The following is a 15,238-nucleotide window of genomic DNA, read 5'->3' as shown; positions in this document are numbered from 1 at the left end:
TTACCTGAGATTCTTGCTGACGGTTGCGGCCATTTCGTCGGCGGCCTGGATGATCTTGGAGTTCATCTCATAGGCGCGCTGGGCGGAGATCAGATCGGTGATTTCCTTGACCGGATCGACGTTGGACGCTTCGAGGTACTTCTGCTTGATCTGCGCGTAGCCCGGATCGCCCGGCGTGCCGACAACCGGGTCGCCGGAGGCCGGCGTCTGCTTGAACAGGTTGTCGCCCTGTGGCTCGAGGCCGGCTTCGTTGACGAAGTTGGCGATCGTCAGCTGGCCGATTTCCTGCGGGATCGTGTCGTTGCCGATGCGGGCCATGACCTGGCCGGAGGCGCTGACGGTGATCTCGCTGGTATTTGCCGGTACGGTTACGCCCGGAACCACGGTGTAGCCATCAATGGTGACGAGCTGGCCATCGGCATTGGTGTTGAAGGCGCCCGCACGGGTATAGGCGGTTTCGCCATCCGGCGTCTCGATCTGGAACCAGCCGCGGCCGACGAGAGCCATATCGAGATCGTTGCCGGTGCTGACGAGGCTGCCCTGAAGGTGCAGGTTGCGCACCGCCGAGGTCTGGACGCCGAGACCAATCATCGCGCCTTCCGGAACGATCGCCTGGTTGGCGCGGTTCGGCACGCCCTGGGCGCGCTCGGTCTGGTAGAGAAGATCCGAGAACTCGGCGCGCGCGCGCTTGTAGCCTGTGGTGTTGATATTCGCGATGTTGTTCGCGATGACTTCCAGGTTGAGCTGCTGGGCGTTCATGCCGGTTGCGGCGATGGCGAGAGCCTTCATGGAATGTGTCCTTTAGATCGACATGCGTGCGACTTCGAGATAGGCGGTGACCACCTTGTCCCGGATGGCGATTGCGGTCTGGAGCGACTGTTCGGCGTTCATGACGGCATCGATGACTTCGCGGGTGTTGGCCTCGCCGCGAATGCCCTGGATGGAAGCCACTTCCGACGCCTTCAGGCTGTTGACGGCGTCGCTCGCCATGTTGGACATGACGGATGCGAAGCTCTGGGTGGTGCCGCTCGCGACGGAACCGGAAAGGGCCTGCGTGGCCGAGCTTTCCAGACTGGACGAAACGCCCTTGGCGCCGGAGATCGCCGAGCTGATGGTGTTGATTGCGTCGATCATTATTGCGAAGCCCTCAGAAGGTCGATTGTCGCGGAAATCAGGTCACGGGCCTGACGCGTGGTTTGCAGATTGGCCTCGTAGGACCGGTTGGCCTCCCGCATGTCCGCCATTTCGACGAGGACGTTGACGTTCGGCAGCTTGACCATGCCCTTGTCGTCGGCGGCCGGATTGCCGGGGTCGAATTCCGTCACGAAATCGGAATCGTCCGTGCCCAGACGTTCGATGGAAACGGTGGAGGCGCCGCTCATGCGGTCCACTTCGGCCGTGAAGCTGACGGTCTTGCGCCGATAAGGGTCCGCGCCGGGCGTATCGCCGGTCGAGCGGGCGTTGGCGATGTTTTCGGAAACGATCCTGAGGCGGGTCGATTCCGCTTCCAGGCCAGAGGCCGAAACACGAAGGGATGAGACGAGAGGATCCATGGCTCTTACTTCCGTACCGTCATGAGCATCATCCGGTGAAACGCCTTTACGAGCCCGGTGTTGAGCTCGTAGTCGCGCTTGATCTCACCGGTTTTCATCATTTCCTTTTCCAGCTGGACACTGTTGCCCGACTGCTGGATCTGGGTATCTTCCAGCATGCTGGTTTCCGTCACCTGCGCCGCTTCCGGGCTCTCGGTGAAGTGTCCACGTTGGGTCGCGGCCATCTGGATGCCGGTTGTCTGCAGCGTGCTTTCGAAGGATTTGATGTCCTTGGCTGCGTAATGAGGCGTGTTGACGTTTGCTATGTTGCCCGCGACGACGTTCTGGCGAACTGCCAGCCATTGCGCCTGCCGCGACGCGAGATCAAAAAGCTGTATCGGTTGCATCATGCGACTCCATGCTTGTTGCCTGGAACCTATGACGGCAATCTTGCGTCAGACTGTTGCTGAGGGCGCTTTGCCGGCCTCGAAACGATGGCCGGCGGAATAAATGAGGCTTTTGCGCAACGCCGAGTGCGACGCCCGCAAGTGCGACCGCCGGCTTTTTCCGGAAGAATGGGAAATCAAGGGTGGAGGCCGGGCTATTCGGCCTGGATCAGGTCGCCCTTGGAGGTGATCATCACCCAGCGGCCGTCGCGCTGCTCAAGCGTCGCGACGCGGCTGTTGTCCGGCAGAACTCCGCCGACATTGACGATGTAAATGCCGTTGCTGTCCTCGACCAAAGCACGACCATCTGCGACGTGCATGAGGCGAAAGCCGGAGGCTGACGGAAACGGCTGGCCCGGACCGTCCTGCGCAGTGGCAGGCGTCTCGGCAGGGTCTGGCACCGTCGCCGTCACCAGCTGGTCGACGGCTGCGCGGGTTTCAGGGTTGTTCAGCGCCAGCGGCGAAGCGGAAAGCCCGCTCTGTCCCATGCCCGGGATTTCGCGCGAACTTCCCTGCCACAGGGTCGGCAGCGAAAACTTGTCCTGATTGAGAAAGGCGTACCACGGGAAAAAGACCGCGAGGCCTGCGAGCGCGATGCCGGTCGCGCCGAGCGCCTTGTCGATCAGCGGCACCCGATCCCGGCGCTTGCGCTGGGTTACAACCTCATCGGCATCGTAGTCAGTCATCTGGTTTTTCATGCCCTCGCCCTCACCGCTTCGGTCCGCCCATGCCCGCAGCCGCCTTCAGCGCATTGGCCAGATCGCCGAAAGCGTCAAATGCGGGCCGCTCGCCAGGGGTCTGTTTCAGAATGTCGTAGATAACCGGCACCTGCTTGATCGCCATATCCAGATCCGGATCGCTGCCGGCCCTGTAGCCGCCGATCAGCCGCAGATCGCGGGTCTCCTCGAAACGGTGGATCAGCGACTTCAGCCGCGACACCAGCTTTTCCTGATCCGGCGTCCAGGCCTTGCGCGCCAGACGCGACACGGAGGCCAGCGGATTGACGGGGGGGTAGCGCCCCTCCTCGGCAAGGCTTCGATCCATCACGATGTGTCCGTCGAGAATACCGCGGGTCGAGTCGGCGATCGGATCATTGTGGTTGTCACCATCGACAAGGATCGAGATGATCGCCGTGATCGTTCCCGTGCCTTCCGCCCCCGGCCCTGCCCGCTCGAGAAGACGCGGCAGTTCGGTGAAGACCGATGCGGGATAACCACGGGCGATCGGCGGTTCGCCGGATGCGGTCGCCACCTCACGGATCGCATGGGCGAAGCGCGTCACGCTGTCGACGATCAAAAGGACGTTATCGCCCTTGTCGCGGTAGTGCTCGGCAATGGTGATAGCCGTCAGCGGCGCCATCTTGCGCAGCATCGGGCTTTCGTCGCTGGTGGCGACGACGGCGACAGATTTCTTCAGGTTGTCGCCAAGCGTATCCTCGATGAATTCGCGCACTTCACGGCCGCGTTCGCCGACCAGCGCGATGACCACCTTGTCGAAAGCATCGGCCCGGGCGAGCATGGACAGCAATGTCGATTTGCCGACGCCGGAACCGGCAAAAACGCCGAGACGCTGGCCCAGGCACAGCGGCGAGAAGATGTCGATGGCGCGAACGCCCGTCTTGAAACCGTGCTCGACGCGCTTGCGGGTCATCGACGGCGGCGCTGTGTTGGAAATCGAGCGGCGCACGTCCCCCTGCAGCATGGGGCCACGACCATCGATCGGTTCGCACAGCGAGTTTATGGTCCGGCCGCACCAGGATTCCGTCGGCGCGATGCGGAAGGCGCCCTTGCGGATCACGGTGTCATGAATGCCGATCGGGTCGCCCGGCTCGATGGGGCATACATAGACCAGCTCCGGCTCGACCTTCACCACCTCGCCGAGATGAATGCCGGTCGCGCTCTTGTGCGCGACGAATTCGCCGAGGCGAACATGGCGCGAGAGGCCGCTGACCGTATAGTGACCGGCAGCAATGGTCTGGACGTGGCCGCCCGGCGCGATGGAAAAATCCGGGTTGGCGTAGCGCTGGGCAAGACCCGACAACGCGGCAAGCGATGTCGAAGACGTCTTGATCCTGATCTTCTCGTTTTGCATACGGCCTCGTCTTCAGCGTTCAAACCATGCTGTTCAAATGCAGCGGTTTACTTCGCCCCACCCAGGGTCTTGATGGCTTCATCCAGCGAACCTTCGCTGTCGCGCATCAGCGCGCTGATGTTTTCGAAGGCACGCGACACCATGATCAGTTGGGACATCTCCTGAACCGGATTGACGTTGGATTCCTCGACGTATCCCTGCATCACGCCGACGTCCATGCGATCGACGACGGGCTCCGGCTGGCTGTTCGGGATCACGCCACTATTATCCGTTCGAATAAAGCCGTTCGAAAAGTCCGCTTCATAGAGACCAAGCGCCGCGACCTGCGTGCCGTTCTGGTGGATCGACCCGTCGGAACCGACCTTGATCGGCGAACTGCCGTCGGCAATCTGGACCGGAGCGCCGCCGGCATCGAGCACAGGATACCCCTTGAGGGTCACGAGATCGCCGGTTTCGGTCAGCGTGAAGCGACCGTCGCGGGTCAGCGCTGGGCCGGATGGCGTCTCGATCTGGAACCAGGCATCGCCCTTGATGGCGAAGTCGAGCGTGTTGTTGGTCTGCGTCAGGCCGCCATTGTTGGTGTTGATGAACTCTTCCCCGCGCGACACGAAGGATACCTGCGCCGGCTTGTTGTCGCCAATCAGCTGGTTGAACTTCACCTCGGTTGCGCGAAATCCGACGGTGTTGGAGTTCGCGACGTTATCGGCAAGCGTGTTCATGCGCTTTTCCAGCGCCATCTGCGACGAAACCGCCACGTAAAGTCCGGTCTGCATATCAGCGACCTCCGAGTTTCAGGGTATTGATGGAAAGCAGGAGATCCGAGGAGATCCCGCGGCTGGCGGAACCGAAGACCGCAAGCGGGTCGTAGCCATCGGAAGAATTGTCGATTTCCCACAGCGCCGTGAAGCGTTCGAGCAGCTTCGTGAGTTTGGTCGGGTCCTTGAGGTCGCCGAGGTCGATGGCCCGCTCGACTGCCGCCGCCTGCTTGTCGATATCGGAAGCGGCAAACTCATCCGGCATCTGCATGATCGTGCGGGCGACTTGCGCCAGCGCGTCATCGGCGAGGATCGCGTAACCGCTGTCGATGGTCGGCGCCATACGCTCGAAATAAAGAGCAAGACGCACGCCGGCATTCTCCTCGCCGGCGTTCTGCTCCAGCGTCTGGCGCATGTATTTGTCGGCGACGCCTTTCTGGGCGCTGTCGAAGGACGTCGCAGCCGCGCCATTGCGCGCAAAATTCAGCGATTCAACCAGATCGGTATAGCGGCTGTCGGTGAGCTGCTTGGCGAAGGCATCCTCGCTGTCGATGCCTTCCGTCAGGACCTTGCGCATGAAGGCCTTGGCATAGCCCATGTCTTCGAGACCATGTGCCTTGATGGCGTAATTATAAAGGCGGCTGTCGGCGAAGAAATCGTCGATGGATTTGATGTTGCCGATGTTGGCGAGGTAATACTCGGTCTCGCGGGCAACGTCCGGCTGCTTCGATACCTTGTCCAGCGACTTGGACATATCGGTCGTTATCAGCTTGTAACTGGTGTAGGTGGTCGTCACGACAGTTATCCCGCTCTCTGGTTCACACCCGGAATCCGCGCAGGGCTCCGGCTCTACCGGCGGAAACTGCAGGAACTTGCTTGCGCGAACCTGTTGGCGGGAAACGGCCGTTTTCGGCCTTTGGGCCAGCCTCACGCAAGGCTCAAGACCTATCGATATCTCGAAAATTCCATCATTGCGGCAGGTATCGAAATGAACATCATCATCGGTCTCGTCTTGACCATCGGCTGTATCCTTGGCGGCTTCATCGCCATGGGCGGCCATTTGGAAGTTCTGAACCAGCCGTTCGAGCTCGTGATCATCGGCGGCGCCGGCCTCGGCGGTTACGTGATGGCAAACTCGATGAAGGTTCTGAAGGACACCGGCAAGGCTCTGGGCGAGGCCTTCGCGCACAAGGTTCCGAAGGAACGCAATTATCTCGATACGCTCGGCGTCCTCTACAGCCTGATGCGCGACCTGCGCACCAAATCGCGCAATGAGATCGAAGCCCATATCGACAACCCGGACGAATCCACCATCTTCCAGTCGGCCCCGACGGTCCTGAAGAACAAGGAACTGACCTCGTTCATCTGTGACTATGTTCGCCTCATTATCATCGGCAATGCCCGCAGCCATGAAATCGAGGCGCTGATGGATGAGGAAATCAACACGATCACCCACGACAAGATGAAGGTCTACAACGCGCTCACCACCATGAGTGACGCCTTCCCGGCCATCGGTATCGTCGCGGCCGTTCTCGGCGTTATCAAGGCCATGGGCGCCATCTCGGAATCGCCGGAAGTTCTCGGCGGCAAGATCGCAGCCGCCCTCGTCGGCACCATGCTCGGCATCTTCCTGTCCTATTGCGTGGTCGCCCCGATGATCGCCAACGTCAAGTCGGTGCGCGAAAAGCAGAACCGCCTCTACATCATCGTCAAGCAGACACTGCTTGCCTACATGAACGGCTCGGTTCCGCAGGTTGCGCTCGAATACGGCCGCAAGACCATTTCGGCTTACGAGCGTCCTTCGATCGATGCCGTCGAGCAGGAAATGATGAACCCCGGCGGCGGTGGCGAAAGCAAGGCAGCCTGATAGATGACCATGAACGCCAAAAGCAACGTCCACACCTTCGATCGCCGCCTTCTTGCCCGCATGACGGGCAATCTCGGCGACGACCAGACGGTCGGCAAACTGGCCGAGGAACTCGGCCAGGTCTTCTCCGAATTTCTTCCAGATATCCTGAACAGCGAAACCCAGCAGGATATTACCATCACCTATGCCGGTTTCGAATCCGGCCTGATGAGCAAGCTGGTCACCAATCTCGGCGACGGCGTCGGGCTTTGCAATGTGGGCCTGCGCAACTGGTGCCAGGATTTCATTCTCGGTATCGACAGCCCGGCCATCATCGGGCTTGTCGAAATGCTGCTCGGCGCCTCCGCCTCGGAAGTGGAAGAATCGAAGCCACGCCAGCTCTCCGACATCGAACTCGACGTTGCGGCCATGGTTTTCGAAAAGATCGCCGAGGTTCTCAAGACCGCCGTCAACGCGCCGGGCGGCTTTGAGCCCGTGCTCGGACGCCCCTTCAATGCTGGCGGCAAGCCCTCGGCGGTCGCCGAGGAAGAAGACGTCTTTGCCGCCTGCATCAACATTTCGATCGGCCTCGGGCCAATCCTCTCGACCTTCTCGATCATCGTTCCCCAGCAGCCGCTCTTGAAGACGACCATCGTCTTTCCGAAAGGCACCGGCCAGAACCGCAAGGCAAAGACCGAATGGGGCGAGCAACTGGAACAGCAGGTCCGTCGCTCAAACGTTAACCTGGAGGCGCGGATCAAGCTGCAAAGCCTGACCCTGAACGCTGTCAGCCGTTTGCAGCCCGGCGATATCATCCCCTTCCACGACGCCAAGGATGTTCGCGTCGAGGTCAATGCCAACGGTCGTGACCTCTATATCTGCGAATTCGGACGCTCGGGCACGCGCTACACGGTACGGATCAAAGACACACACGGCTCGGACAACGACATTCTCAACCACCTGATGAGTTAAGAACAACGAACGCCTCTTGCCTGAACTCAAGCCCGCAACATGGTTGGGGCAAGCTTCGAATGGAATAATTTGCACATGGCTACGAAGAAAGCACCCACTGAAGACCTGACGAACCTGGCCGGCGACGATGCCGAGCTTGATCGCGCGATCGACGATCTGCGTGGCGTCCTCAAGAGCGATGCCGACAGCGCAGCTCCCACGGGCGATTTCGGAATGGATTTCGCCGACACCGGCGGCGCCGGATCGGATTTCGGCAGCAGCTTCGACACCTCCGCCAGCGAATTCGGCAGCGAATTCGGAGCCGGCGCCTCGTTCGGTGGCCTTGACGACACATCCGCCGGGGCCTTCGGCGGCAGCGGCTTCGGCGATACGGACTTCGGCGGCACCTCCACCGGTGAGCCGGGCAGCGCCATGACATCCAACCTCGACCTGATCATGGACATTCCGATCGACGTCCAGATCGTTCTCGGTTCGAGCCGCATGCAGGTTTCGAGCCTGATGGGTCTGAACGAAGGTGCGACGATCGCGCTCGATCGCCGGATCGGCGAACCGGTTGAGATCATGGTCAACGGACGCATGATCGGCCGCGGTGAAATTACGGTTCTCGAGGAAGACGACACCCGCTTCGGTGTCAAGCTCATCGAGATCAAGGGTACGAGTAAAAGTTAAACCCGATCCAGGGTTATAAGGAAGGATCCATGATGGATTTCGACGATTTCGCCGCCCAGGCGCCAACCAGACCGCTCAGCCAGATTGACAAGGCCGCAGCGGTTCTGCTCGCAATGGGCAAGCCCGTTGCCGGCAAATTGCTGAAATTCTTTTCCCAGAGCGAACTGCAGGCGATCATCGCCTCGGCCCAGTCGCTGCGCTCCATCCCGCCGGATGAACTGGAACTGCTCGTCAACGAGTTCGAGGACCTGTTCACCGAAGGCGCGGGCCTGATGGACAACGCCAAGGCCATCGAGGCCATCCTCGAGGAAGGCCTGACACCGGACGAAGTCGATGGCCTTCTCGGCCGCCGCACCGCCTTCCAGTCTTACGAAACCAATATCTGGGACCGGCTCCTGGATTCCGACCCCATCCAGGTCGCCAAGTATCTCGGCAAGGAACATCCGCAGACCATCGCTTATGTCCTGTCGATGATGCCGTCGACCTTCGGTGCCAAGGTGCTGCTGCAGCTTCCCGAAGCCGGCCGCGCCGATATCATCAACCGTACCGTCAACATGAAGAACGTCGCCCCCAAGGCGGCCTCGATCATCGAAACGCGTGTCATGGAACTGATGCGCGAACTGGATGCCGAGCGCAACTCGATCGGTTCCCAGAAGATCGCGGAAGTCATGAACGAGATGGAAAAAGGGCAGGTCGATACACTGCTCGCGTCCCTCGAGGACATCAGCACGGAATCGGTCAAGAAGGTTCGCCCGAAGATCTTCCTCTTCGACGACATCCTCAACATGCCGCAGCGCAGCCGCGTCCAGCTTCTCAACGACGTCTCCGGCGACATCATCACGATGGCACTGCGCGGTTCGAGCATGGAGCTGCGCGAATGTGTGCTGGCCTCGATCGGCGCACGTCAGCGCCGCATGATCGAATCCGATCTTTCTGCCGGCGATGCCGGCATCAACCCGCGCGATATCGCCATTGCGCGCCGCTCGATCACCCAGGAAGCGATCCGGCTTGCCGCAAGCGGTCAGATCGAGCTGAAGGAGAAGGAAGCGGCAGCAGCGGCCTGACGAAGCAGCCAGCTTCTACCGTTTCTGTGAAAGGGCTGCCTGCGGGCGGCCTTTTTGCTTGCAACACCCTTGCCCCGGGCTCACAACGAAACAAGGTTGACGGATTGACGGGCAAGGGATCGGCATGGCCGACGATCAGGATAAGGACAGCAAAACAGAGCTGCCGTCCGAGAAGAAGATGAGCGACGCGATCGAGAAGGGCAATGTGCCTTTCTCGCGCGAGGTTACCGTCTTCGCATCCACCTTCGCCATCTACATCTTTATCGTGTTTTTCCTTCCGAGCGGCTTTGCGCAACTGACGGAAGCCCTCAAGGATGTGTTCGAGCAACCCGAGGCGTGGAAACTCGGCACCTCGACGGACGTGGTGGCGCTGATCCTGCATGTTTTTGCCAGTGCGGGCGCCCTGCTCATTCCGTTCTTCGTCCTTCTGATGGTTTTCGGCATCGGATCGGCGGTGCTGCAGAACTTGCCCGCCATGGTGCTCGATCGCATCCAGCCGAAGTTCAACCGTATTTCCCCCGTCAGCGGGTTCACCCGCATCTACGGCACGCCGGGGCTGGTCGAATTCGCCAAATCGGTCTTCAAGATCGTCATCGTCTCGCTGATCATCGTGCTCGTGCTGTGGAACGATTATTTCGAATCACTCGACGCGATGTTTTCCGAACCCGAGACGATCCTGGCGCGCATGTCCAACGACATGAACCAGATCATGATCGTGCTGCTGTTTTCGACCGCGTTGGTGGCGGTCGCGGACTTTTTCTGGACGCGCTACCATTGGCACGACGAGCTGCGCATGACCAAGCAGGAGGTCAAGGAAGAGATGAAGCAGTCGCAGGGCGATCCGATCGTCAAGGCGCGACTGCGCTCCATTGCCCGCGACCGGGCCCGCAGACGCATGATTTCCTCGGTTCCGCGGGCGACGCTGGTGATCGCCAACCCGACCCACTTTGCCGTTGCGTTGCGTTACGTGCGCGAAGAAGGCGACGCGCCGGTGGTTGTCGCGAAGGGACAGGATCTCGTGGCGTTGAAGATCCGTTCGCTGGCGGAGGAAAACGGCATACCCGTTTTCGAGGATCCGCCACTCGCACGCTCAATGTTTGCGCAAGTCTCGGTGGATAGTGTGATTCCACCGGTGTTTTACAAGGCAGTGGCCGAACTCATCCACCGGATCTATGCAACGCGCCGAAATGGATGACGTAAACGATGAAAAAATGCCAGTATGCTGAAGAACGCGAAAAGATTGTCGCCGAAGCGATCCGTCCGGTCGCAACGGAATTACGCCTGATCGACGCGGCAGATTTCATCGCCCTGCTCCGTTTCGAATCGCACGGCAGCCTTTCCGATCTGGTGTCTTCCGCTGCCGAGCTGTATTTTCTTCCCGGCACCGTCAATTTCGGCATTGGCGGCAACTATTCGCTGGACTGGGGCACGCAGCCCGAGATCACGCTCGATCTCGAACTGAAGCCGGATGGCGTGACCGTCTACGCCCAGCTTGCGCTCGGCAAGGACACCGCCGGTCTGGAAATCAATCACATCGCCTTCCAGCAGCCCTCGGAAGACCCGCACGAAAACACCGCATTCCTGGCGCGCAGCCTCGAAGCGGCGAAATTCGTCAAATCCTATCCCTATTCAATGGCAAGCTGAGAAGGCCTGCCCTCAGCTGATGTAGCCGAGACGGATCGCCTTGGCGATCGCCTGGATGCGGTTGACCGAATCCAGCTTTGTCGTGGCCGTCCCGAGATAGGCATTCACGGTATGGACGGAGAGGCCGAGCTTTTCGCCGATCTCTTCGCTGATATAGCCGTCTCCCGCCATCTGCAGGCAGCCGATTTCGCGCTCGCTCAGCGTTTCCGCAGGCAGAATGCGCCGCTCGTCGGAGGCAAGCAGGTCCGTCATGATACCGCAGCTGCGGCCATGCAGGTCAATAATCGTCTCACTCGCAAGATCGAGATAGCTACCGGTGAAAATGACGTAACCATTGCCCTGGGCTCCGAGCCGAACCGGAAATGCCAAGGCCGAATAGGGGAGCGCGCGCTTGCCGAAATGGTGGCTGAACCGAGCGAAATCCGGTGCCTCCGCGACCTGGTATTCGCCGTTGCCGTTCCAGAGCAGCGGCAGCAGGGACGTCTCCAGATGGGCCAGCAGGTCGTCACCCATGACCTTGAGCAGATCGTGGGCCATCGTTTCCGACACCGGGCTCCAGTTGTCGAGCACGCAGGTCAGTTTGCGCGTGGCCGGCAGGCCGTTGCCGTTGAGACGGAAAACGGCGAAATGCTTGGCGTTGATTTCCTTCTGCATCGCCTGGAGCCGGGCGACGAGCGTCGCTGCGCGCGAGGCGCGGGCCTGTCCGCGCATACCGCCGCGATCATCCATTGAACGGGTACTCGGCAGAAAGAAGGTCATTGTCTCTGCTCCTAGACGAGATTGTTGCGCACCGCATAGGCAATGGCTTCCGAACGGGTCTTCGTTGCCGTCTTGCGCATGACGCTGGTGATGTAGTTGTTGATGGTGTTGCGGGAGATCCCGAGAATGACCGCGATCTCATCGCTGGTCTTGCCCTCCGCGATCCAGAAGAGGCATTCGAGTTCACGCTCGGTCAGCTCGAAGTCCCGGTCGTTGCGGGTTTCGCGTTCTTGGGAAAAGCTTGCGAAATAAGCCGTCAGCAGCCCGACATCCCGGAGGTTTTCCTGCGAGAGGATGATATCCTGGGGAAACAGCAGCATCAGCGAGAAACGGGCGCGACCGACATTGAAGGTCACCGCGCAATATTCACGAGACAGACCATGGGATGGCTCGATCCCGGAAGGCAGGCTGAGGAAGGCCGGCTGCATGATCGAAAGACATTTTTCCATCTCGTTGGAACGGGCGTTCAATTCCGACATGACCTTGCCGAGCTTGCGCACCATGTCGAAGGGCCAGTTCGAACACACGACGAAATCGAGATTGTTGTCGATGGCGCCATCGCAGCGGGCCAGAAGGTAGTTGTTCGCTCCGACGTAGTCCGTCAGCGCCGCAAGACCGCGATCCAGATCGCCCCGCGCGGCAAGATCGCCCAGCTTGTGGATCAGCTGGCTTTTCGAAAGAGGCCGCGCAGCAGTTCGTATTGCAGATACCGGCGCTGGCCGGATTGCAATCTCCATTTGCAGACTATCCATGACAATATCCCCGTGCCGGATTCGTCTTCAGCCCGTCCCGCATCTTCTGTCGCCGCCGCCGACGATTGTTTCAGGCTTTTCCGCCTCACCTGAAACCGATGCAAACCAGTCCGCGAATCACTACATAAAATGTACATTGCCAGCCCGAAAAAACTACCGCCACCTTCTCGGGATTTACTTTTGGAGGTTTCCGTGAAACGATTCGAGACACAGGGAAACAGCAGAGCGAAGTGAGCTGACAGGAAACCTACATCTTCGAATAACAAATTGATTAATAATCATATTTTTAAGTTATTTTGATTTCATATCGTTTCCGGCGTCGGCGAAGCGGTTGAAAACAGCCTGCGTCGCGCCTGAAAAGCTCCATCGCGGCCCTATTGAACCGACGCCTTATAAAGCGATTATTTTCCAAACTCTTTCTTTGATATGCAACGTGTTGCGCTTTTGCATCAGAAACGACGCGCGGAACCGCAATCATAATCGACAATAGATTCGATATATTCTTAAATATTCTGCAAATATTATTCCGCTGAACTGAGACAATACAAAGAATCTGGCCAACCTCGATGAAGAGTAGGCCGATCGCGGCGAGTCAAAAATCTTTCTCCACATAAAAAAATTAACGAATTGTTTACCCTTGAGAATCTTCGACTCTCAGGAAATTGGTCAGACCAGGCAGACATCTTCATAAGGCCGTACAACACCCGGCCAATACGCCGAGCCATGTGTTCGCTACTGTCAACATCGCACGACCCTGCCGACGAGGGCACAGCCGGCGGGCCACGAGTGTCGAAAATTCATTGAATTTTATTATGCAATTTTTGATTGAAGTTCATCAGGCATGAATCGTAAAAAGAAATCCCGCCTTTGGGGCGGGATCTGTTTTTGAGCAAGGATTGAATGACTTAGGCTGCCTTTTCCGCGGCCCATTTCCGGAGAATCTTTGCCGCGCGCTCCTCGCTGATTTCCACCATCCGCGTGAGACGACGCTCCGGACCTTCCTTGACCCGACGATTGAAGTCGCCGTCGTCGCCCAGGCTGAGCAGGTCGTCGGTGCTGTCGAAGCCGAAGTCGGAACCGAAGCCTTCCATGAGCGCGCCACCTGCCGGTGCGCCCGTCGTCGGTGAGAAGTCCGGGAGTTCCAGACCGACCGCTTCGTTTTCGCCGGCAGCACCGCCGGTACCGCCGATACCGAGCGAGCGGGCCAGAGGACGCATGCCCATCCAGACGACCAGGGCGGCGACAACGACGAAGGCGAGGGCGTTGATGATGCCGCCGAGATTTCGCGTCAGCACTTCCATGATGCTTGGACCGGCCGCAGCGGTATCGAGCAGTTCCGTATCGACGAAGTCCATTGCGGTCAGCGTGATGACGTCGCCGCGGGCGGCATCAAGGCCGACAGCGGAGGACACGATCTTCTGCATTTCCTGGATATAAGCATCGACCTTCGCCTGATCGGCCGGTTCGCCGACCATGGCTGCGATGCGGCCGCGATTGACGACCACGGCGACGGAGAGCTTTTCGACCGTGTAGCTGTTCTTGATCGTGGCAACCGTCTTCGAGTTGATCTCGTAATTGGTCTGCTCTTCTTTCTTTTCGCTCTGGTCGCTCGACTGCTGGCCGGTACCACCCGAGGGGGCTTCCTGCGGCACGTTCTGCTGAACGGTCGCGGCGTTGTCGGGCTGTTGCTGGCTGGAGTTCGCCTCTTCCTTGGTCACCCGGGTCGAACGCTCGACGCGGGATTCGGGATCGTAGACGGTTTCCTGTATCTGCTGGCTGTCGGTGTTGAGCTGTGCCGTGACGCTGGCGCGGAAGTTGTCCATGCCGAGGAACGGTGCGAGCGCCTTGTCGATGTTGCTTTCGATTTCGCCCTGGACCGACTGCACGATGGACAGCGACTGGTTCATGGCGCTGTTGGCCGGATCATCGCCGGAGGCGAGCAACTGACCGGAGGAATCGAGGATCGTCACGCCATCGATGTCGAGGCCGGGAACGGAGGACGCAACCAGATGGCGGATCGAGGCGGCTGCGTTGCGGCCAATGGTGGCGCTCGCGCGGATCATGACCGAAGCCGTCGGCTTCTGCTCCGCTTTGCGGAAGCTGCCGCGGTCGGCCATGACGATATGGACGCGGGCGGCGGAAATGCCGGAAATCTGCTGGATGGTACGGGCGATTTCGCCTTCGAGCGCGCGAACCCGGGTCACTTCCTGCATGAACGAGGTCAGGCCGAGCGACCCGACCTTGTCGAAGAGTTCATAACCGGCATTGGCGCTGTTCGGGAGACCGCGTTCTGCGAGATAGAGGCGAGCCTTGCCGGTCATGCCGACGGGAACCTGGATGCTGGAGCCGTCGCCGCCGACCTCGAAATCCATATTCGCTTCGGCAAGCGCGACGCTGACCTGATTGAGGTCACTGGTCTCAAGCCCGACGTAGAGCGTCTCATAGGCCGGTTTGTTAACGTAAAGCCCTGCGGCAAGCACGATCCCCACCGCGATCATGCCCGCCGAAGCAAGGGCCACCAGCTTTCCACGCCCAAGGGAAGCTAGGTTTTTCGTAACCGACGAAAGTTGATCCAACAGATTCATTCTGTGTCCGCACCCCGTAACGCACGGCCACCTGAGGCATCATCGCCCTTGAGACCGTACGAAGTTCAAAACATCCGGGTTAGCTGGATTAGATATGCGCGAATCGCTGTTCGACTGCGCACG

17 protein-coding genes are annotated in these 15,238 nt (G+C 59.6%); 6 read left to right on the top strand and 11 right to left on the bottom strand.

Annotation, left to right across the window (positions count from 1 at the left end; genetic code table 11):
• The 8 genes from flgG to BLX89_RS18800 all read right to left on the bottom strand — a co-directional run bounded on the left by flgG (position 1) and on the right by BLX89_RS18800 (position 5,620).
• The gene (gene flgG, locus BLX89_RS18835; protein ID WP_075292485.1) at positions 1-789 is read right to left on the bottom strand and encodes a flagellar basal-body rod protein FlgG; all 789 of its coding nucleotides are present in this window, start codon (positions 787-789) and stop codon (positions 1-3) included.
• 12 nt (positions 790-801) lie between these two features.
• A complete protein-coding gene (fliE, locus tag BLX89_RS18830; protein WP_075292484.1) occupies positions 802-1,134 on the bottom strand; it encodes a flagellar hook-basal body complex protein FliE in 333 nt (110 codons plus the stop codon).
• Positions 1,134-1,553, bottom strand: coding sequence for a flagellar basal body rod protein FlgC (gene flgC, locus BLX89_RS18825; RefSeq protein ID WP_075292483.1), 420 nt, complete (start codon positions 1,551-1,553; stop codon positions 1,134-1,136). The genes fliE and flgC overlap by 1 nt, the downstream gene beginning before the upstream one ends.
• A 5-nt stretch (positions 1,554-1,558) precedes the next feature.
• Positions 1,559-1,939 carry a flagellar basal body rod protein FlgB gene (gene flgB, locus BLX89_RS18820; RefSeq protein WP_075292588.1) on the bottom strand — a complete coding sequence of 127 codons (381 nt, stop codon included), beginning with the start codon at positions 1,937-1,939 and terminating at the stop codon, positions 1,559-1,561.
• A 194-nt stretch (positions 1,940-2,133) separates the two neighbouring features.
• Positions 2,134-2,664, bottom strand: coding sequence for a flagellar protein (locus tag BLX89_RS18815; RefSeq protein WP_075292587.1), 531 nt, complete (start codon positions 2,662-2,664; stop codon positions 2,134-2,136).
• 22 nt (positions 2,665-2,686) lie between these two features.
• The gene (fliI, locus tag BLX89_RS18810; protein ID WP_075292482.1) at positions 2,687-4,069 is read right to left on the bottom strand and encodes a flagellar protein export ATPase FliI; all 1,383 of its coding nucleotides are present in this window, start codon (positions 4,067-4,069) and stop codon (positions 2,687-2,689) included.
• A 47-nt stretch (positions 4,070-4,116) separates the two neighbouring features.
• A complete protein-coding gene (gene flgF, locus BLX89_RS18805) occupies positions 4,117-4,842 on the bottom strand; it encodes a flagellar basal-body rod protein FlgF (RefSeq protein ID WP_075292481.1) in 726 nt (241 codons plus the stop codon).
• A gap of 1 nt (position 4,843) precedes the next feature.
• Positions 4,844-5,620, bottom strand: a complete 777-nt coding sequence (locus tag BLX89_RS18800) for a DUF1217 domain-containing protein (RefSeq protein ID WP_075292480.1) — start codon at positions 5,618-5,620, stop codon at positions 4,844-4,846.
• A 192-nt stretch (positions 5,621-5,812) separates the two neighbouring features.
• Here BLX89_RS18800 and motA point away from each other — a divergent pair, with 192 nt between their 5' ends.
• The 6 genes from motA (at position 5,813) to BLX89_RS18770 (ending at position 11,019) form a co-directional block, all read left to right on the top strand.
• Positions 5,813-6,691 carry a flagellar motor stator protein MotA gene (gene motA / locus BLX89_RS18795; protein WP_075292586.1) on the top strand — a complete coding sequence of 293 codons (879 nt, stop codon included), beginning with the start codon at positions 5,813-5,815 and terminating at the stop codon, positions 6,689-6,691.
• Positions 6,692-6,694: 3 nt separating this feature from the next.
• On the top strand, positions 6,695-7,642 hold the full coding sequence (locus BLX89_RS18790) for a FliM/FliN family flagellar motor switch protein (RefSeq protein ID WP_075292479.1): 948 nt from the start codon (positions 6,695-6,697) through the stop codon (positions 7,640-7,642).
• 75 nt (positions 7,643-7,717) lie between these two features.
• Positions 7,718-8,311 (top strand): flagellar motor switch protein FliN, encoded by a 594-nt coding sequence (gene fliN / locus BLX89_RS18785; RefSeq protein ID WP_075292478.1) that lies wholly within the window; start codon positions 7,718-7,720, stop codon positions 8,309-8,311.
• 29 nt (positions 8,312-8,340) lie between these two features.
• Entirely contained in the window at positions 8,341-9,375 is a 1,035-nt protein-coding gene (gene fliG / locus BLX89_RS18780) for a flagellar motor switch protein FliG (protein WP_075292477.1), read from the top strand.
• 124 nt (positions 9,376-9,499) lie between these two features.
• Positions 9,500-10,570 carry a flagellar biosynthesis protein FlhB gene (gene flhB / locus BLX89_RS18775; RefSeq protein ID WP_075292476.1) on the top strand — a complete coding sequence of 357 codons (1,071 nt, stop codon included), beginning with the start codon at positions 9,500-9,502 and terminating at the stop codon, positions 10,568-10,570.
• 8 nt (positions 10,571-10,578) lie between these two features.
• Complete coding sequence (locus tag BLX89_RS18770) at positions 10,579-11,019, top strand: hypothetical protein (protein ID WP_075292475.1); 441 nt, start codon at positions 10,579-10,581, stop codon at positions 11,017-11,019.
• A 12-nt stretch (positions 11,020-11,031) separates the two neighbouring features.
• On the opposite strand, the gene visR is transcribed toward BLX89_RS18770, so the two are convergent.
• The 3 genes from visR to fliF form a co-directional block, all read right to left on the bottom strand.
• Positions 11,032-11,778 carry a transcriptional regulator VisR gene (visR, locus tag BLX89_RS18765; protein ID WP_075292474.1) on the bottom strand — a complete coding sequence of 249 codons (747 nt, stop codon included), beginning with the start codon at positions 11,776-11,778 and terminating at the stop codon, positions 11,032-11,034.
• Between the two features lie 11 nt (positions 11,779-11,789).
• Entirely contained in the window at positions 11,790-12,515 is a 726-nt protein-coding gene (gene visN / locus BLX89_RS18760) for a transcriptional regulator VisN (RefSeq protein WP_075292585.1), read from the bottom strand.
• Positions 12,516-13,435: 920 nt separating this feature from the next.
• Entirely contained in the window at positions 13,436-15,115 is a 1,680-nt protein-coding gene (gene fliF, locus BLX89_RS18755) for a flagellar basal-body MS-ring/collar protein FliF (RefSeq protein ID WP_075292473.1), read from the bottom strand.
• Positions 15,116-15,238 lie beyond the last annotated feature (123 nt).

It is taken from the genome of Pararhizobium arenae (assembly GCF_001931685.1).
Lineage (GTDB): Bacteria > Pseudomonadota > Alphaproteobacteria > Rhizobiales > Rhizobiaceae > Pararhizobium > Pararhizobium arenae.
The sequence above is the reverse complement of the archived record's forward strand: the minus strand, read 5'-3'. Positions and strand labels throughout refer to the sequence as shown.

Bases quoted from the DNA above. Each gene is read 5' to 3' on its own strand.
- flgG (WP_075292485.1), bottom strand. From the start codon at position 789: ATGAAGGCTCTCGCCATCGCCGCAACCGGCATGAACGCCCAGCAGCTC.
- fliE (WP_075292484.1), bottom strand. From the start codon at position 1,134: ATGATCGACGCAATCAACACCATCAGCTCGGCGATCTCCGGCGCCAAG.
- flgC (WP_075292483.1), bottom strand. From the start codon at position 1,553: ATGGATCCTCTCGTCTCATCCCTTCGTGTTTCGGCCTCTGGCCTGGAA.
- flgB (WP_075292588.1), bottom strand. From the start codon at position 1,939: ATGCAACCGATACAGCTTTTTGATCTCGCGTCGCGGCAGGCGCAATGG.
- BLX89_RS18815 (WP_075292587.1), bottom strand. From the start codon at position 2,664: ATGACTGACTACGATGCCGATGAGGTTGTAACCCAGCGCAAGCGCCGG.
- fliI (WP_075292482.1), bottom strand. From the start codon at position 4,069: ATGCAAAACGAGAAGATCAGGATCAAGACGTCTTCGACATCGCTTGCC.
- flgF (WP_075292481.1), bottom strand. From the start codon at position 4,842: ATGCAGACCGGACTTTACGTGGCGGTTTCGTCGCAGATGGCGCTGGAA.
- motA (WP_075292586.1), top strand. From the start codon at position 5,813: ATGAACATCATCATCGGTCTCGTCTTGACCATCGGCTGTATCCTTGGC.
- BLX89_RS18790 (WP_075292479.1), top strand. From the start codon at position 6,695: ATGACCATGAACGCCAAAAGCAACGTCCACACCTTCGATCGCCGCCTT.
- fliN (WP_075292478.1), top strand. From the start codon at position 7,718: ATGGCTACGAAGAAAGCACCCACTGAAGACCTGACGAACCTGGCCGGC.
- fliG (WP_075292477.1), top strand. From the start codon at position 8,341: ATGATGGATTTCGACGATTTCGCCGCCCAGGCGCCAACCAGACCGCTC.
- flhB (WP_075292476.1), top strand. From the start codon at position 9,500: ATGGCCGACGATCAGGATAAGGACAGCAAAACAGAGCTGCCGTCCGAG.
- BLX89_RS18770 (WP_075292475.1), top strand. From the start codon at position 10,579: ATGAAAAAATGCCAGTATGCTGAAGAACGCGAAAAGATTGTCGCCGAA.
- visR (WP_075292474.1), bottom strand. From the start codon at position 11,778: ATGACCTTCTTTCTGCCGAGTACCCGTTCAATGGATGATCGCGGCGGT.
- visN (WP_075292585.1), bottom strand. From the start codon at position 12,515: ATGGAGATTGCAATCCGGCCAGCGCCGGTATCTGCAATACGAACTGCT.
- fliF (WP_075292473.1), bottom strand. From the start codon at position 15,115: ATGAATCTGTTGGATCAACTTTCGTCGGTTACGAAAAACCTAGCTTCC.